10 protein-coding genes are annotated in these 14,390 nt (G+C 74.3%); 1 reads left to right on the top strand and 9 read right to left on the bottom strand.

Going from position 1 to position 14,390, the window contains the following annotated elements; genetic code table 11:
- From N4G66_RS26800 to N4G66_RS26780, 5 genes are all read right to left on the bottom strand, one after another.
- The coding region (locus N4G66_RS26800; protein ID WP_261706761.1) for a hypothetical protein at positions 1–2,230 on the bottom strand (2,230 nt) is incomplete at its 3' end.
- 4 nt (positions 2,231–2,234) lie between these two features.
- Positions 2,235–2,393 carry a DUF6760 family protein gene (locus tag N4G66_RS26795; RefSeq protein ID WP_189151611.1) on the bottom strand — a complete coding sequence of 53 codons (159 nt, stop codon included), beginning with the start codon at positions 2,391–2,393 and terminating at the stop codon, positions 2,235–2,237.
- Entirely contained in the window at positions 2,390–2,884 is a 495-nt protein-coding gene (locus N4G66_RS26790) for a zinc-ribbon domain-containing protein (RefSeq protein ID WP_261706760.1), read from the bottom strand. Before N4G66_RS26790 ends, N4G66_RS26795 begins: the two co-directional genes overlap by 4 nt.
- Positions 2,881–3,321: a phage tail protein gene (locus N4G66_RS26785; protein WP_189151609.1), complete on the bottom strand. Its 441-nt coding sequence runs from the start codon at positions 3,319–3,321 to the stop codon at positions 2,881–2,883. Before N4G66_RS26785 ends, N4G66_RS26790 begins: the two co-directional genes overlap by 4 nt.
- 57 nt (positions 3,322–3,378) lie before the next feature.
- On the bottom strand, positions 3,379–4,935 hold the full coding sequence (locus N4G66_RS26780) for a phage tail sheath family protein (protein WP_261706759.1): 1,557 nt from the start codon (positions 4,933–4,935) through the stop codon (positions 3,379–3,381).
- Between the two features lie 248 nt (positions 4,936–5,183).
- Between N4G66_RS26780 and N4G66_RS26775 the strand changes: the two genes are divergently transcribed.
- The gene (locus N4G66_RS26775; protein WP_391858885.1) at positions 5,184–7,280 is read left to right on the top strand and encodes an eCIS core domain-containing protein; all 2,097 of its coding nucleotides are present in this window, start codon (positions 5,184–5,186) and stop codon (positions 7,278–7,280) included.
- A 36-nt stretch (positions 7,281–7,316) separates the two neighbouring features.
- Here N4G66_RS26775 and N4G66_RS26770 read toward each other — a convergent pair whose 3' ends face one another.
- The 4 genes from N4G66_RS26770 to N4G66_RS26755 all read right to left on the bottom strand — a co-directional run bounded on the left by N4G66_RS26770 (position 7,317) and on the right by N4G66_RS26755 (position 14,283).
- On the bottom strand, positions 7,317–9,386 hold the full coding sequence (locus N4G66_RS26770) for an AAA family ATPase (RefSeq protein ID WP_261706770.1): 2,070 nt from the start codon (positions 9,384–9,386) through the stop codon (positions 7,317–7,319).
- Positions 9,387–9,448: 62 nt separating this feature from the next.
- The gene (locus tag N4G66_RS26765; RefSeq protein WP_261706758.1) at positions 9,449–10,156 is read right to left on the bottom strand and encodes a DUF4255 domain-containing protein; all 708 of its coding nucleotides are present in this window, start codon (positions 10,154–10,156) and stop codon (positions 9,449–9,451) included.
- Positions 10,153–13,371, bottom strand: coding sequence for a hypothetical protein (locus N4G66_RS26760; RefSeq protein WP_261706757.1), 3,219 nt, complete (start codon positions 13,369–13,371; stop codon positions 10,153–10,155). The genes N4G66_RS26765 and N4G66_RS26760 overlap by 4 nt, the downstream gene beginning before the upstream one ends.
- 192 nt (positions 13,372–13,563) lie before the next feature.
- Positions 13,564–14,283: a helix-turn-helix transcriptional regulator gene (locus N4G66_RS26755; RefSeq protein ID WP_261706756.1), complete on the bottom strand. Its 720-nt coding sequence runs from the start codon at positions 14,281–14,283 to the stop codon at positions 13,564–13,566.
- Positions 14,284–14,390 lie beyond the last annotated feature (107 nt).

Below are 14,390 nucleotides of genomic sequence, written 5' to 3'. Positions count from 1 at the left end.
CCGCCACCACGGGACGGCCGCCGGAACGGGAGACGGCGGGCTGTGCCACCCCTTCCGGGACACGGGTGTTCAGGGTGAGCCGACGCTCGGCCAGCAGCGAGAGGGTGCGGGGTGCCGACGGGGCGGAGTGCGCTGTGGAGCGGGTCACGGGGAGCCCGTGCGCGTCTGCCGAGCCGGAGGGCCGGGCGCCTCCGATGCCTCGGGCCACGGCCCGTGCGACGACGACCGGACTCGGGGCAGCGGGGCCCTGAGGCCGGTGCCTGCCGGAGCCAGAGCCGGAGCCGGCTCCGGTGCCTGCGGCCGTCGCCCGCGCGACGACGGCCGGGCCCTGGGCGGCACGGCCCTGGACAGCGGCGTCCCGGGGCCGTCGCCCGTCGGCGCCCGACCCGCCGGGAGTCCGGTCGCCCCCGGCGGCGTCGGCCACGGCCCGGGCGACGACGACCGGGCCCGGAACGGAGGGGCCCTGGGGCTGCTGTCCGCCGGACGTCGTGCCGGGTCGTGGCGCGTTCCCGGCCGGGCCTTCCGGGCTTACGGCGCCCGCCGGACCGCGGACCGGGGCGGCTGCGGACGGCGTCACCAGCGGTGTGGCGGGCCCGTTTCCGTGGTCCGCGGGGCCGGGCGGCATGCTGCCCCCGGTGGCGGACGGGTTCGCGAGGCGGCGTTGGACGTCGCCCGTCCCCAGCAGCGGCGCGCCCGGCGTGCGGGGTGCGGCCTCGGTGGGCGTCCGGTCGCGGTCCGGCGTGGGCGGCGCCGGAGCGGCGCCGGACCTCGGGTCCTGATGGGTCGCAGCACGCTGGATGTCCGGGCGGGAGGCGCGGGCACCGGACGCGGCGGTACCGGGCACCTCGGCGCTCGGCGGCAGCGCGGACAGCGGCGCGCCGAGGCCGCCACGCGCGCGTGCCCCGCGGTTGCCGGGGCCGGGGGTCCGGCGCGGGACGGCGGGCGCCGTTCCCCTCGTACCGCCGCCGTACGGTCCCGGAGTGCCGCCCCCGCCTTCCGCCTGGCGCTGGACGACGGGCAGCGCCGGACCGGTCGCGGATCCGGCGCCGGGCGCGGGGGTGCTCTGCGGCAACGGTGTCGCCGTGGAGGGTAGTTCACTCAGCGGGGCGCCAAGGGGCCCGCGGCCGACCTCGCGCGTGGCGGCGCGCTGCACGGGGGCGGACGCCGGGCCGGGTGGGTCAGGGGTGGTGGCGCTGCCGGGCGCCGGTGCGGCGGCGGGCCACAGGGCGGGGACCCGGCGCGCGGGTCCGGCGGGGCGCCGGGCGACGGTCAGCGCAGGCCCCACCGGGCGGAGCCGGACGGCCGGGTGGGACACGTCGGAGTCGACGGCACGGGATGCCTCCGGCTGCCTGGCTCCCCCGGCGGGCTGTGGCCCCGCCGCGGTGCGTTGGACGGCCGGTCCGGAAGGCGTACGGCCCCCGGAACCGGTCGGCGGACGGGACGGCTCGGCCGGGGCGGGCCGCGTCCTGGCAGCGGGCCGGGCCATGGCCCCGTCAGCGGCCGCAGGCGGGACCACCGCCACGCGTCGTACCAGCGGGGTCGCGGGAGCAGCCGGCGTCACGACCGGGCCGGCGCCCGGCTGCGCGGCCTGCCGGGCAGCGGAGGGCGACGAGGAGAGCACGGCGGGCGAGTGCGCGGACGTGAGGCCGCGGGCCCGCCCGGCGTCGCCCGAACGACCCTTCCCCGCAGTGCTGTTGTCGCCGGAACGCTCCCCCAGGGGTGCCGGGCCGGATGACCGCGCGAGGGGTGCCGGGCCGGATGGCCGTGCGCCCGGACGGGTCCGGCGTGAGACCTGGGTTGTCGGCGCGTCCGCCGTGCCCTCGCTCTCCCCCGGCCCGTCCGCTCCCTCCGGACGCAGTGCCCGGAGCAGCAGCGGACCCCCGGCGCTGTGGGTGTGCTGGGGGGCGGCGGCCGGGCGCGTGACGCCGCTCACCAGGCCGGCCGGGGCGGTGGGCAGCAGGGCGTGGCCGAGGCCGGCGTCGAAGGACGGGTTCTGCCAGGCGGCGAGGCCCGCGCGGAAGGCGAGGCCGTCGCTGACGCCCAACGGGGCGCGGGACACGGTGAGTTCCGGCGCGACGGTACGGCGCCAGCCGCCGTCCCAGTCTCCGGGCACGGCGGAGCCCGGGTCGCCGGTCACGGACGGACCCGGGGTGCCGGTCGCGCCCGGCGACCCGGGGCCCGCGATGTCCGGCGCGGCGGCCCGGCGGCGCAGCCTGTCCCGCCATGCCATGTGCTCAACCGCCTTCGTTCACACGGGTGTTGATACGGGCGATCTCCGCCACCCACTGCCGGCGCTCGTCGTGGGTCAGGTCGAGGATCTCCTCGCGCCGCCAGTGGAAGTGGTAGGCGATGTACGCGATCTCCTCCCGGAGCCGGGGAAGGGCGTACGTCACGATTCCCCCAGGCGCCCACCCGAGAGGTCGACCTCGAAGCCGCCCTCGCAGTGCGGACAGGTCACCGCCGCACGGGTGTGGCCCTCGCTGTTGACCCGGCGGTAGAAGTCCTGGAGGAAGGCGACGTCGGTGGCGTACATCCGCTCCACGATCCCGGCGTGCACATCGCTGATCGAGCCGATCCGGGTGATCACCTGGCTCAGCAGCACCACGCTCAGGTACGCCGGGTTCTCCTTGACCCGCAGGTCGATCTGGGGCCGCAGTTCGTCACGGGCCGTGGCCAGGCGCATCGAGCCGTGGCGGTGCACCGTGCCCGCCTCGTCGACGTACCCGCGCGGCAGCTCGAACTCGAACTCGGTGCGCAGCCCGTGGTCCTCGCGGCGCGGCGGGGCGGCGGCGGGAGGTGCCGCCGTCCGCTCCGGCGCCTGGGCGGGCTCCGTCGCCTGGAGGATCTCCTCCAGGTTGCCCGCCGTCACCGTACGACGCCTCATTCGACGATGATCTCCTCGAACACGATCGTGACCGACTCGGTGGCCGGAGACGACTCGCCCGCCTTCAGGGACGGGCCCTCCCACTTGGAGGCCCAGCCCTGCATCAGCTGGATACGGCGCACCGTGTTGCCCTCGGTGTCCTTGATCTCGATGGTGAGGTTCTGCCGCGCGGAGTTCACGGCGCCGTTGTTCAGGGTCTCCTTGATCCACTTGGTGAACTCGCTGCTCTGGTCGAGTCCCCGGGTGATCGTGATCTCACCTGCCTGCCGGGCGCCGGGCTGCTTGCGGATGATCTGCTTGCCCTCCGCGCTGACCTGCTTGACCTCGACGACCTCCTCCTCGACGGTCAGTCCGCTGATCTCCTGGATCGACTCGACCAGATAGCCGCCGAGCTGCACGCCGAAGACGTGGGTGGAAAGAGCATCGCCCGTTGCCATGACTGTCTGTCACCTTTCCTTACGGGTCTTCTTCTCTGCTTCTCTACTGACCCGTGCTCACTCGTCGATGAGGCTGGTGCTGTCGGAGAACTGGGCCAGCCGGAACACCACGAACTCGGCGGGCTTGACCGGCGAGACGCCGATCTCACAGATGACCCGGCCCTGGTCGATGGACTCCTGCGGGTTGTTGTCCCGGTCGCACTTCACGTAGAACGCCTCTTCGGCGGTGCGGCCGAACAGCGCGCCCCGGCGCCATTCCTCGGTGAGGAAGGAGGTGACGTTGCGCCGGATGCTGGACCACAGCCGGTCGTCGTTCGGTTCGAAGACCACCCACTGGGTGCCCAGCAGGATGGACTCTTCGAGGTAGTTGAAGAGGCGGCGCACGTTCAGGTAGCGCCAGGCCGGGTCGGAGGAGAGGGTGCGGGCGCCCCAGATGCGGATGCCGCGGCCGGGGAAGGCCCGTACACAGTTCACGCCGATCGGGTTGAGCAGGTCCTGCTCGCCCTTGCTGAGCCGGAGCTCCAGGTCCACCGCGCCGCGGATGACTTCGTTGGCGGGCGCCTTGTGCACACCGCGCTCGCCGTCGCTGCGCGCCCAGACGCCGGCGACGTGGCCGCTCGGCGGGACGGTGGTGTTGCGTCCGGTGGCCGGGTCGAAGACACGGATCCAGGGGTAGTAGAGGGTGGCGTACCGGGAGTCGTAGCCCGCCTCGTCGTTGCGCCAGGTGCGCACCTGCTGGGCGCCCAGGCCGGGCGGGGCGTCCAGGACGGCGACGCGGTCGCCCATCTGCTCGCAGTGCGAGATCACCGCGAGCTGCACGGTGCGCACGCCCTCGGCGTCGATGTCGCCGCGCTGGTAGGCGCTCATCAGGTCCGGCACGGCGACCATGGTGATCTCGTCGATGGTCTCCAGACCGCCGAACCCGGTGCGGGCGGCGGCGTCGCCGACGTACTCCGCCGGGTTGAGGCGGGCCACCTCGCCGGAGCCGTTCGCGGCGGGCGCGGCCGGGGCGTCGGGCACGGCCAGGGTCTGGGCGGCGGGCCTGGTCTGGGCGGCGGCCTGCTGCTCGGTGACCTGGATCAGCTTGGAGGCGCGGGCCTGGTTGACCAGGTAGCCCTTGACGTTCTTGCGGGTGGAGGCCTCGTACGTCTCCGCGACCTGGTCGCCCTGGCGGACCAGGACCTTGAAGCGGTCCTCCGGCGTGTTCTCGCCGTCCGCGTCGGCGACCTCGACCGACACCCCGGTGACGCCCGGCTTGGCCGCGACGAGGAAGCCGCCGAGGGCCACCGGCTCCGCGGCCTTGTCGCCGCGTCGACCGCCGTTGACCGACGGAGCGGAGGCGTCCTCGGCCTGGCCGCCGATCCGCACGATGTACGCGGCGCCGCCGCCGTTGGCGAAGTAGCCGTGGACCGAGAGGGGCAGGTAGGCGCCCTCGGTGAAGCCGCCGAACTGCTGGGTGTACTGGTCCCAGCTGGTGACCAGAGTCGGCGTGTGGAACGGGCCGTTCTCGGCGAACCCTACGAACGCGGCGACGGCGGTGCCGACCCCTTCGATCGGTCGGGCACCGGACTGCACCTCCTCCACGTACACGCCCGGGGTGAGGTACGTCGGCATGCTTGCTCCTTCGCGTCCTACGGGTCGGTTCACCTGTGTCCAGGGCGAGTCTGCGCGGGTATCCACCGAGACGACAGGGTCGCGGGGACCTGGTGAGGGGCAACATCACTGCCTTTCGCTGCCTGTGCGAACCGACCGGCCGCCGCCCGGACTTGCCCTCGTTCTGCCCGTACGGACCTGGACATCCCGTTCGCCCGGACGGTCCACTGGGGGTCGCAGGAGAGCTGCGCCGACGAGGAGGCAACGAGTTGCGGACGTCCGGGGTGCACGCCGAGCAGCACGAGAACCGGCAGGCCACGCGCGGCCCGGCCCCCGCCCGCCAGGAGACCTCCGGCAGCCCCGCCGTACCGCCGCCGCTCACCGCCGACGGCCTCCGGGCGGCGCAGCGCGGCGCGGGCAACGCCGCGGTGACCGCGATGATCGCCCGCCGCGCCCGCCCCGCACCCGCCGTGGAGCAGCCGGACCCCGGAGTGCACGAGGTGCTGCGCTCGGCCGGCAAACCCCTGGCGGCACCGGTACGCCAGGACATGGAGTCCCGCCTCGGTTCCGACTTCTCCGACGTACGGCTGCACACCGGCGCCGCCGCGGCCCGCTCGGCCCGCGCCATCGGGGCACGCGCCTACACCTCCGGCAGCCATGTCGTCCTCGGCGCCGGCGGCGGCGACAGGCACACCCTCGCCCACGAGCTCACGCACGTCGTCCAGCAGCGCAACGGCCCGGTGTCGGGCACCGACCACGGCCACGGGCTGCGGGTCAGCGACCCCCGGGACAGCTTCGAGCGCGAGGCCGAGTCCACCGCCCGGCGGGCGCTCTCCGGGCCCGTGCCGGTGGCCCGCGCCGTCGACGAGCACGCCGGGGCGCACCGCCACACCGGCCCGGACGCGGTCCAGCGCCTGGTGGGCTTCGAGGCGGAGCTGAGCGTGCCGAGCTTCGGGCCGCACCCCACGACGGGCCTGAACCCGGTCGACGGACGGGCGCCCGCCGCGGAGCTCGGCGGGTTCTTCCACGGCGGACTGCCCTACGGGGCCACCGTGATGAGCGAGCAGAACCTGACCGTCCTCACCGACCACAACTCGCTGGCCCGCCGGGTCCGGGTCCTGCACGCCGTGCTCTCCGAGCTGAGCGGGGCCGACGGGACCCCCGTCGCGACCGGGCAGCTCGCCTCGTCGATGAGCAACCTCGAGTACGTCACAGCGCCCTTCGACGAGATGGCCCCCGGGTCCGACGCCGCGATCAAGCAGGTCGCCGAGCGTATCGAGGAGCACGTCGCCGCGATCTTCCAGGCGGACCCGGTGAACAACCTCTTCGGCGTACCGGGTTCGCCCGTCGCCGGGACCGGCACCCCGCTGGCCGCCCTGCAGCAGTGGCTGGGCCCGGAGCTGTTCGGCAGCCCCAAGGTGCAGTCGGCGATCAAGGGCTTCCAGTCCGACATCAAGTGGGAGATGTACATCCAGGCCACCCTCGGCGTCCTGCCCTCCGGGCTGCCGTCGCTCTACAGCTTCCAGGCCGGCGTCGACCACGAGTCCCGGCGGGCGCCCGGCAAGGAGCACATCGCCGACGCCTGGCGCGACGCGGCGGCCACCATCAACCGCATGGTGCCGCGGCTGCGTTCCGAGATCGTGCCCGGCCTCCTGCCCGGCCTGGAAGGCGGCGACCAGGAGGCCCTGACCGGCACCCTCGCACTCGGGCTGTCCTACGCCGTCGGCTCGGCCATGGTGGAGGCCGGCGTACGCGGTCCCACCGCCTCCACCAAGAACGCCGTGCCGTTCCTGCTGAAGCTGGCCAACCTCGGCGGCATCCGGAACCAGGCCACCACCGACGCGCTGCGCGAGAAGAACATCGGGCACGAACTGATCGGCCAACTCGCGGTGTGGATGCACAAGGAGATCCCCGAGACCGGTACCGGGCACTGGCAGCGGCATCTGCAGAACTACCCGAGCAACACGCCGAACCCGACCGATCCGGTGTACGGCCGCGGGCACTCCGGCGTCGAGAACACCGCGCACATGCTGCACAGCCTGCTCACCGGCAATGAGAACTTCCCGGTGATCGCGCCGGGCAAGGCACTGCCGAAGGCCGACGAGCCCAACGCGGCGATCGTGCCGCACATCGGCGGCCAGAAGGGCGCGCCCGTCGAGATGCGCTGGCTGACCAAGCGGGCCACCAGTACCGGCCATCTGTGGGGCGCGTTCAAGGTGATCACGGACGAGGCCCGCAAGGCCAACCTGGCGACGGTCCCCACGGCGGAGAGCGAGCGGATCTGGAAGGCCGCCCAGGACCTGGGAGCGACGCCCGCGTCGGCGACGGCGGCGCAGGGCGCCGAATTCATGGAGATGGACCAGTGAGTATCTGCGACTGGTGAGTACCGGTGGCTGAGCCCCTCAGGCGTCGTTGGCCGCCGCCAGGTGCGGCCCGAACTCGCCCTCCAGGACCAGCCTCCCCAGCTTGCGGTACTCCTGGGCGACCGCCGTCACCACCTGCCGCATGGTGAGCGGCTCGCCGGACTCCGCCGCGAGGTAGGCCGCGGTCACCGCGCAGGCTCGGATGGAGCCGCCGGCGAGTTCGAAGCGGTCCGCGCAGAAGGCGAGGTCCAGGTCGTCGGCCCGGGGCAGCCGCTCGCCCAGGCAGCGTTCCCACAGGGCGAGGCGCTGGCCGGGGTCGGGCACCGGGAAGTCCGCCACCACGTCGATGCGTCGGGTGAACGCCTCGTCCAGGTTGGCCCGCAGGTTGGTGGTCAGCACCGCGATGCCGTCGAAGGACTCCATGCGCTGGAGCAGGTACGCCGACTCGATGTTGGCGTGCCGGTCGTGCGCGTCCTTCACCTCCGAGCGCTTGCCGAAGATCGCGTCGGCCTCGTCGAAGAGCAGCACCGCGTTGACCGCCGACGCCTCGGTGAAGATCCGCTCCAGGTTCTTCTCGGTCTCCCCGACGTACTTGTCCACAACGGTGGACAGGTCCACCACGTACAGGTCCATGCCCAGGTCCGCCGCGACGACCTCGGCGGACATGGTCTTGCCGGTGCCCGACTCACCGGCGAACAGCGCGATGACACCGCGCCCCCGGCCGCCGCCGGGCCGCATCCCCCACCGCCCGAGCACCTGCTCGCGGTGGCGGGCCCGCAGCGCGAGTTCGCGCAGCCGCCGGTGCGTGGTCGGCGGCAGCACCAGGTCGTCCCAGCCGACGCCCGGCTCCACCCGGCGGGCGAGCCGGTCGAGCCCCGCGCCGTTCTGGGCACGTACGGCGGTGCGCAGGTCGTCGGCGCGGACCGGGCGGCCCGCGAGGGCGGCCGTACGCGTCGCCACGTCGGCGGCGCGGCGCAGCTGCCCGGAGTCCAGGCGGTGCGCCGCGACGGCCCGCGCGAGCTCGTCGGCGTCGCCGGTGCCGGTCGCCGAGCCGTCACCGGCGGCCCGGTCCAGGGCGTACCGCCACCGCTCGGCCTGCCGTTCGGGCGAAGGCGCCGACACGTTCAGGACGACGGGGGTGTCGGCCGCCCACAGTGGGTCCCAGGTGCCGGTGCCGTGCGTGAACAGGGGAATCCCGCGCAGCGCCGCGCACAACGCCCCCAGCGTCCGGGCTCGTTCGCCCGGTTCCGCGGGCAGCGACTCCAGCGGGCCGAGAACGACCCCGGCACCGGTCAGACGGGCTTCGAGGGCGGCGACCCGGGCGAGCTCCGGTACGTCGCCGGGGCGCCGGGCGAGGGCCACCGCGTCGAGGACGAGCGGGCGCAGCCCGGCCGCGTTCAGGGCGGCGGTGGCCAGCCCCTCGGCGTCGCCGCCCCGGCTGCGCAGATGAACGAGGCCCATGCCGGTCCCGGCCGCGGCCGCCGTCCGGTGGACCTCCGCCGCCTCGGCGGTCGGGTCCTCGCGGGCCTCGCCGAGCACCCCGGCGAGCCGGGCGTCGGGCCGCACACTGCCCAGCAGGTGCGCGGTGACCCGGTCGGGGACCGCCAGCACCCGGGACAGCGGCGGCCGTTCCGGCTCGGTGACCTCCACCAGACCGCCCGCGACGAGCGGCGCCCCGGGGGCGAGCCGGAACCGGGCGGCCGCCGCGCCGGCGAGCCCGCACAGCTCCAGGGCGAGCCCGACCGTGGGCCGGCGGCGCGTCAGGTCGTCGTTGAGATAGCCGTAGAGCCGCTCGAACCGGGCGTCCAGGTCGGGCGCCACCGCGACCAGCAGCAGGTCCAGATCCAGCGGGGACAGCCCGAACCGCCGGGCGAGGCCGTCGAGGACGGACCCGGCCGGCGGGCGCCACGGCTCCTGGGCGGGTACGTCGAGACCACCCGGCTCGTCCAGGATGCGAGCCACCGCCTCGGGGCTGAGGTACTGCCCCCGGTACGGGTCGTCGGGATCGGGATCGACGGCACGACGGACGGCCACGGCGTGCCGCACCCGCTCCTCGACCACGCGAAGCCGCGCCCACAGGTGGTCCGCGTCGACGGATACGGGTTCGATGACGACAGCGGGTTCGGTGACGGATACGGATTCGGTGACGACAACGGGTTCGGCGGTGTGTGTCACGGCTGGCGGTCTCCCCGGTGGCGCCGCCTGGCCGGGGCGAGGCCCCGCTCACGCGGGCCGGCGAAGCCGTCCGGGCCCGGGTCGGCCGTCTCCCTGTAGCGCAGCCGACGTCCCGGCGTCGCATCGCCGTTCTCGCCGCGGGCGGCGGAGCGCACGACGAGCCCTTCGGTGACCGGCGGCGCGACGGCCGTGCTCACCCCGGCGAGCGGGGCCCGTACCCGTACCCCGAGCGACACCTTCAGCTCTCCGCCGAGCGCCGACCACACATCGGAGGCGGCCGGCGCGTCGAGCCCGGCCCCTCCGGCGTCCAGGCTCACGGTCAGGCCGAGTTCGGCGAGCGTGCCGGTGAGCAGCCGCGCGGGCAGCGTGTCGGTGGCCACCAGAGTGGCGAGCACCTGCGAGAGCAGCCGGTGCTCGTCCTGCGGGCGGCTCGCCCACGCCGTGACCAGGTACGTCAGCTCGAACCAGCGGGGCGGGGTGCGCCGCGCCACCAGGTACCCGTCCGCGTCGTACACCTCCCCGGCGCCGCTGCCGCGCCGGACGGCGTCCTCGCGGATGTCGTACAGGAAGACGCAGACCGTCGGGGCGCTGCGGCGCGCCGCCCAGTCCCGGGTGGGGGCGTCGAACACCACTTCGATGCCCGACGCCTGCAGGCCGGACTCGCCGAGCAGCCGGCGCAACCCCTCGTCGACCTCGTGGATCACCGGCGGGTCACCTCGTCGGGCGGCTGCACGCTGCCGCTGACCACCAGGAAGTCGGTCTTCACCGGTGAGAACCCGGGGCCCTTGGCGGTGATGGTGCGCGGTCCGGTCTGGTCCTTGGCGAGGATGAGCAGCTGGCCGATGAAGGTGCCGTCCGGCTTCGGCACGGTCGGCGCCGCCGCCGCGGTGATCCCCGGATTCCAGGTGAACCGCACCGGTACTCCCGGTGGGAAGTCCTTGCCGCGCACCGAGGTGACGAAGCCGGGCCTGCCGATCGCCGGCACTGCGATGATGCGGGGCTGGAGGATGCGCAGCCGCTGCCGGGCGGTGTTGTCGCTCTTGTCGGCGTCCGTGCCGGTGGTGGTGAGGACGCCGGTGACGCGGCCGGTCAGCGCCTTGTCGGGGCTGAGCACGACGCGTACGACGGTGCTCGCGCCCGGCGTCAGGTCCGGCAGCGCGCACACCCAGGAGGCGTCGCAGCCCGCCGGCGGCCCGCTGTCCGGGATGCCCTTGGGAAGGCCGATGCGCAGCCGCAGCCCGGTCGCCAGCGCGTTGCGGCCGTTGCGCACGGTGTACGTCACCACGACACGGCCGCCGACGTAGCCGGGGTTCGGCCGGGCCGAAACGCTCACCCCGGGCCCGGCGTCGGGCTCGGGCGCCTGCGGGGGCACAGTGGGTGTCGGAGTCGGAGTCCGAGTCGGAGTGGGCGTCGGGGTCGGGGTGGGCGTGGGCGTCGGGGTGGGCGTCGGGGGCGGCGTGGCCTCGCGCACCGGGACCACGGTCCGGCCGGCGTTGTCGCTGGGCTCCGGGTCCAGGACCGTACCGGTGACCGACCAGTCGACCGGCTGGTCGCCGGCGGTGACCCCGGTGAGGGTGACGGTCACCGGGACGGTGCCGCCCGGCTCCACCACGCCGACGTTGCACTGGAGCGAGGCGGCCTCGCAGGTGCCCCCGGGCCGGGTCACCTCGGTGACCTGCACACCGGCCGGCGGGTCGATGGTGAGCGTGGTGCCGGGGGAGGCGGCGGGGCCGTTGTTCACGACGTCGACGCGGACCGTGGTGGAGTCGCCGACGGTCACCTCCGGGGCGGTGCCGGGCGCCTTGACGGCGAGGTCGACGGACTGCTGGACGCTGGGTTCCTTCTGCCGGCCCTCGAGCTCGGTCGTGAGCTTCGTGAGCTTGCCGGACGCGATGTCCAGGAGCTTGAGTTTCTCGGGGGTGTTGACCGGACGACTGGGGCGGGCGCTGATCACCAGCCCCTTGCCGTCGGCCGTCCAGGCGGCGTCGCGGGGCTGGAACGGGCCGGTGTTCTCCGGCAGTTCCCGGCCGCAGGCGCCGGGCAGGTCACGGGCGGCGGTGGGCAGCAGCACCCGGCAGTCGGCGCCCGTCAGCGACGTCAGGAGGATGCCGTTCCGCTCGTCGATCCGGCCCGCGCCGTTCTTGCGGTTGAAGGCGATGCGGAGACCGTCCGGGGAGAACGCCGGGCTGTCGTCGATGACCTCGCAACTGCCTGGGCAGATCGTGGCGCTCAGGTCGCGCTGCCGGGACAGGTCGTTCACGGGCACGGTCCAGATGTGCTTGTTGCCGCCGCCCCCGTCGATCACCTCGTTGCGGGTGAAGGCCAGGGTGGTGCCGTCGGAGGACCAGGTGGGCTGGGCGTCGCCGCCCGTCTGCTCCCCGGCCGGCGGGGTGACCTCGCCGGTGATCGCCCCGGTGATCGCGTCCGCGATGAGGATACGGCTGGGACCCGCGGCCTCACCGACGCCGCCCGGCGAAGTCCGGGTGAAGGCGAGGTGCTTGCCGTCCGGGGAGAACGTCGGGTCGGTGTCCCAGTCCGTCGCGGCGCGGTCCTTGAGCGGCATGGGCGCCGCGTTGGAACCGTCGGCGTCCACCATCCAGATCCGCTCGATCCGCCGGCCGTCGGCGTCGGTCTCGAAGCGGGTGACGACGATCCGGCGTCCGTCGGGCGTGTAGTTCTGCCGCTCGGTCCACGGGTCGAACCCGGACGCCGGCCGGAACAGCGGGTCCTTGGCGGGATCGGTGTTGGTGTCGGCCGCCGGGTCCTCGTTCAGGATCGTCAGCCCCAGGTCGCGGGGGTCGGACCCGTCCGCCCGGACGTCCTGCAGCGTCACCACGTGCGCGCCGGGGTGGTTCTTGTCGGGGGCCGCCGCGGAGGTGCGCTCCACCACCACGCCGCCGCCGTCGAGCGGGCCGAGCCAGGTGGGCGAGAGGACCTCCCGGTCCTCGTTGAGCACCAGCGCGGGTTCCTGGTCGGAGTGCGCGGGCGAACCGAACACATGGTCGTAGTCGCCCTCGCACGTACAGGTGGTCTCGGGGCTCAGGAACACCACCCCGTCCCCGTCGGGCTTCCACGCCGCCCCGTGGGCACGCCAGGTCGCGTACGCACCCCCGAACAGCGGCTCGTCGCCGGTCCCGGCCGCGTTCGCCACCCGCAGCAGGGGCACGCTCTTCCCGTCGACGGTGGTCGTGGCGGTGTACGCGATCCAGTCCCGGTTCTCGTCGTCGTCCACCGGGTTCCAGGCCGGCTCGGACGCCGTGCCGTTCGCGGGACCGGTGATCCGGGTGGCGGTGCCGCCTGCCAGCGGCCGTACGTAGATCTGCCGTCCCACCGACACGTCGCCGTCACCGGAGTACGCCAGCTGCTGCCCGTCGGGGGAGACCGTCGGGCCCTCCTCGTCGGCGGGGGTGTCGGTGAGCCGCGTCAGACGACCTGTGCCGTCGGTGCGTACGAGCCACAGGTCGCGCTGCGTCCCGCCGTCCGGGCCCCCGGACCCGGCCGCGTCGAACACCACGGACTGCCCGCGCGGTGTCAGCCGGGGGTGCGCCGCGTCCATGCCGACGGTGAGACGTCGTACGGAACCGTCGGCGGCGCGCAGGTAGATCTGCGGGGTCTTCTCGTCGCGCCGGCTCGCGAAGACCATCTGGTCACCGAGGGCGGACGGCTGGACGTCGTAGTGGGCCGGGCCCGCAGCGAACAGCGGGGTGCTGGAGGTGGTGGTGGCGACCGTGCCGAGGCTGCGGTGCCCGGTACCGGCGTAGGCGACCCGGGTGCCGGTGGTGCCGGCCGCCGGCTGCGGCCGGGGTTCGGCGCTGCCCTGTCCGGAGGCCGCCGTCACCACGAACAGCGGGATCAACAGCAGCAGCGACGCCCCGAGTCTTCCCGGGCGGTACCGCCCACCGGGGCCGGCGGTGCGCATCACGGTCCACCTCGCAGTCTGGTGCAGCATCTGGACGTACCCCTGCCACTGTGCGACGGCCGCACGCGGCGCGGCAGGGCGGCGGGGCCGTACCCGGGGGAAGCGCGGGGTGTGCTTTCGGGCAGTGCGGTGAGCCCTCAGGCAGCGCCGGGGTGCCCGGGCGTCGTCGGACCGGCGCGTCGCGGGCCGTTGTCAGATCAGCCCGTTGCGCAGTGCGTAGCCGACCGCATGGGCCCGGTTGCGCAGTTGCAGCCGGGTGGTGATCTCGTGCAGGACGTTCTTGACGGTCCGTTCGGAGTACGCGGTCTTGCGGGCGATCTCCGCGGTGTCCAGGCCCTCCGACACCAGGCGCAGCATGTCCGCCTCGCGGGTGGTCAGCGTGGACAGGGACAGGCCCCGTGGGTCGAGCGCCGAGCGCTGGAGGCTGCCCACGTGGCTGAGCAGTTTGCCGAGCAGGTCGCCGGGCAGCACGCCCTCGCCGTTGGCGATCGCCAGGACCAGGTGGAGGAGCCGCTCCTGGTCGGCCTCGGCGCGCCGCAGCACCGCCGACACGCCGCACTCGATGACGCGTTGCAGTGCGCCGGACCCGAGGGTGCCGACCACGAGGCCCGTAGGGCTGCCGGTGTGCCGCAGCCGCTGCAGCAGGGCGGCCACATCGTCGTCGACGTGGTCCACGACCACCAGCGACGCCTGGGCCTGCTCCACGTCGGCGTCGTCGAGCAGGTCGATCTCGGGGCGCTGACGCAACTGCTGGACGACGCCGACGCGCAGGACCGGATCGGCGGCGTAGACGGCCAGGGTCACCCGGACCGGACGATCGGAGTGGGAGGACTGGTGCGTGGCCCGGGCCGGGGCGACCACAGGTGCCGTGAGGGCCGATGAGGCCGGATTGTGCTCGTCCGAAAGGAACATGGCCGTATTACCACCTGATTCATGAGTGCGTGGGGGAGCGTGGACGCGGCGGGCGGGGCGATCGCCGGAAAGGCCGGAAAGGCCGGAAAGCGGAGTGGGCACGACGG

The organism is Streptomyces rhizosphaerihabitans (assembly GCF_025399795.1).
GTDB classification, from domain to species: domain Bacteria; phylum Actinomycetota; class Actinomycetes; order Streptomycetales; family Streptomycetaceae; genus Streptomyces; species Streptomyces rhizosphaerihabitans.
The sequence above is the reverse complement of the archived record's forward strand: the minus strand, read 5'-3'. Positions and strand labels throughout refer to the sequence as shown.

What these genes read in the sequence shown, in the direction of transcription:
- N4G66_RS26790 (WP_261706760.1), bottom strand. Translation starts at nt 2,884, where the DNA reads ATGAGGCGTCGTACGGTGACGGCGGGCAACCTGGAGGAGATCCTCCAG.
- N4G66_RS26760 (WP_261706757.1), bottom strand. Translation starts at nt 13,371, where the DNA reads ATGCGCACCGCCGGCCCCGGTGGGCGGTACCGCCCGGGAAGACTCGGG.
- N4G66_RS26785 (WP_189151609.1), bottom strand. Translation starts at nt 3,321, where the DNA reads ATGGCAACGGGCGATGCTCTTTCCACCCACGTCTTCGGCGTGCAGCTC.
- N4G66_RS26755 (WP_261706756.1), bottom strand. Translation starts at nt 14,283, where the DNA reads ATGTTCCTTTCGGACGAGCACAATCCGGCCTCATCGGCCCTCACGGCA.
- N4G66_RS26780 (WP_261706759.1), bottom strand. Translation starts at nt 4,935, where the DNA reads ATGCCGACGTACCTCACCCCGGGCGTGTACGTGGAGGAGGTGCAGTCC.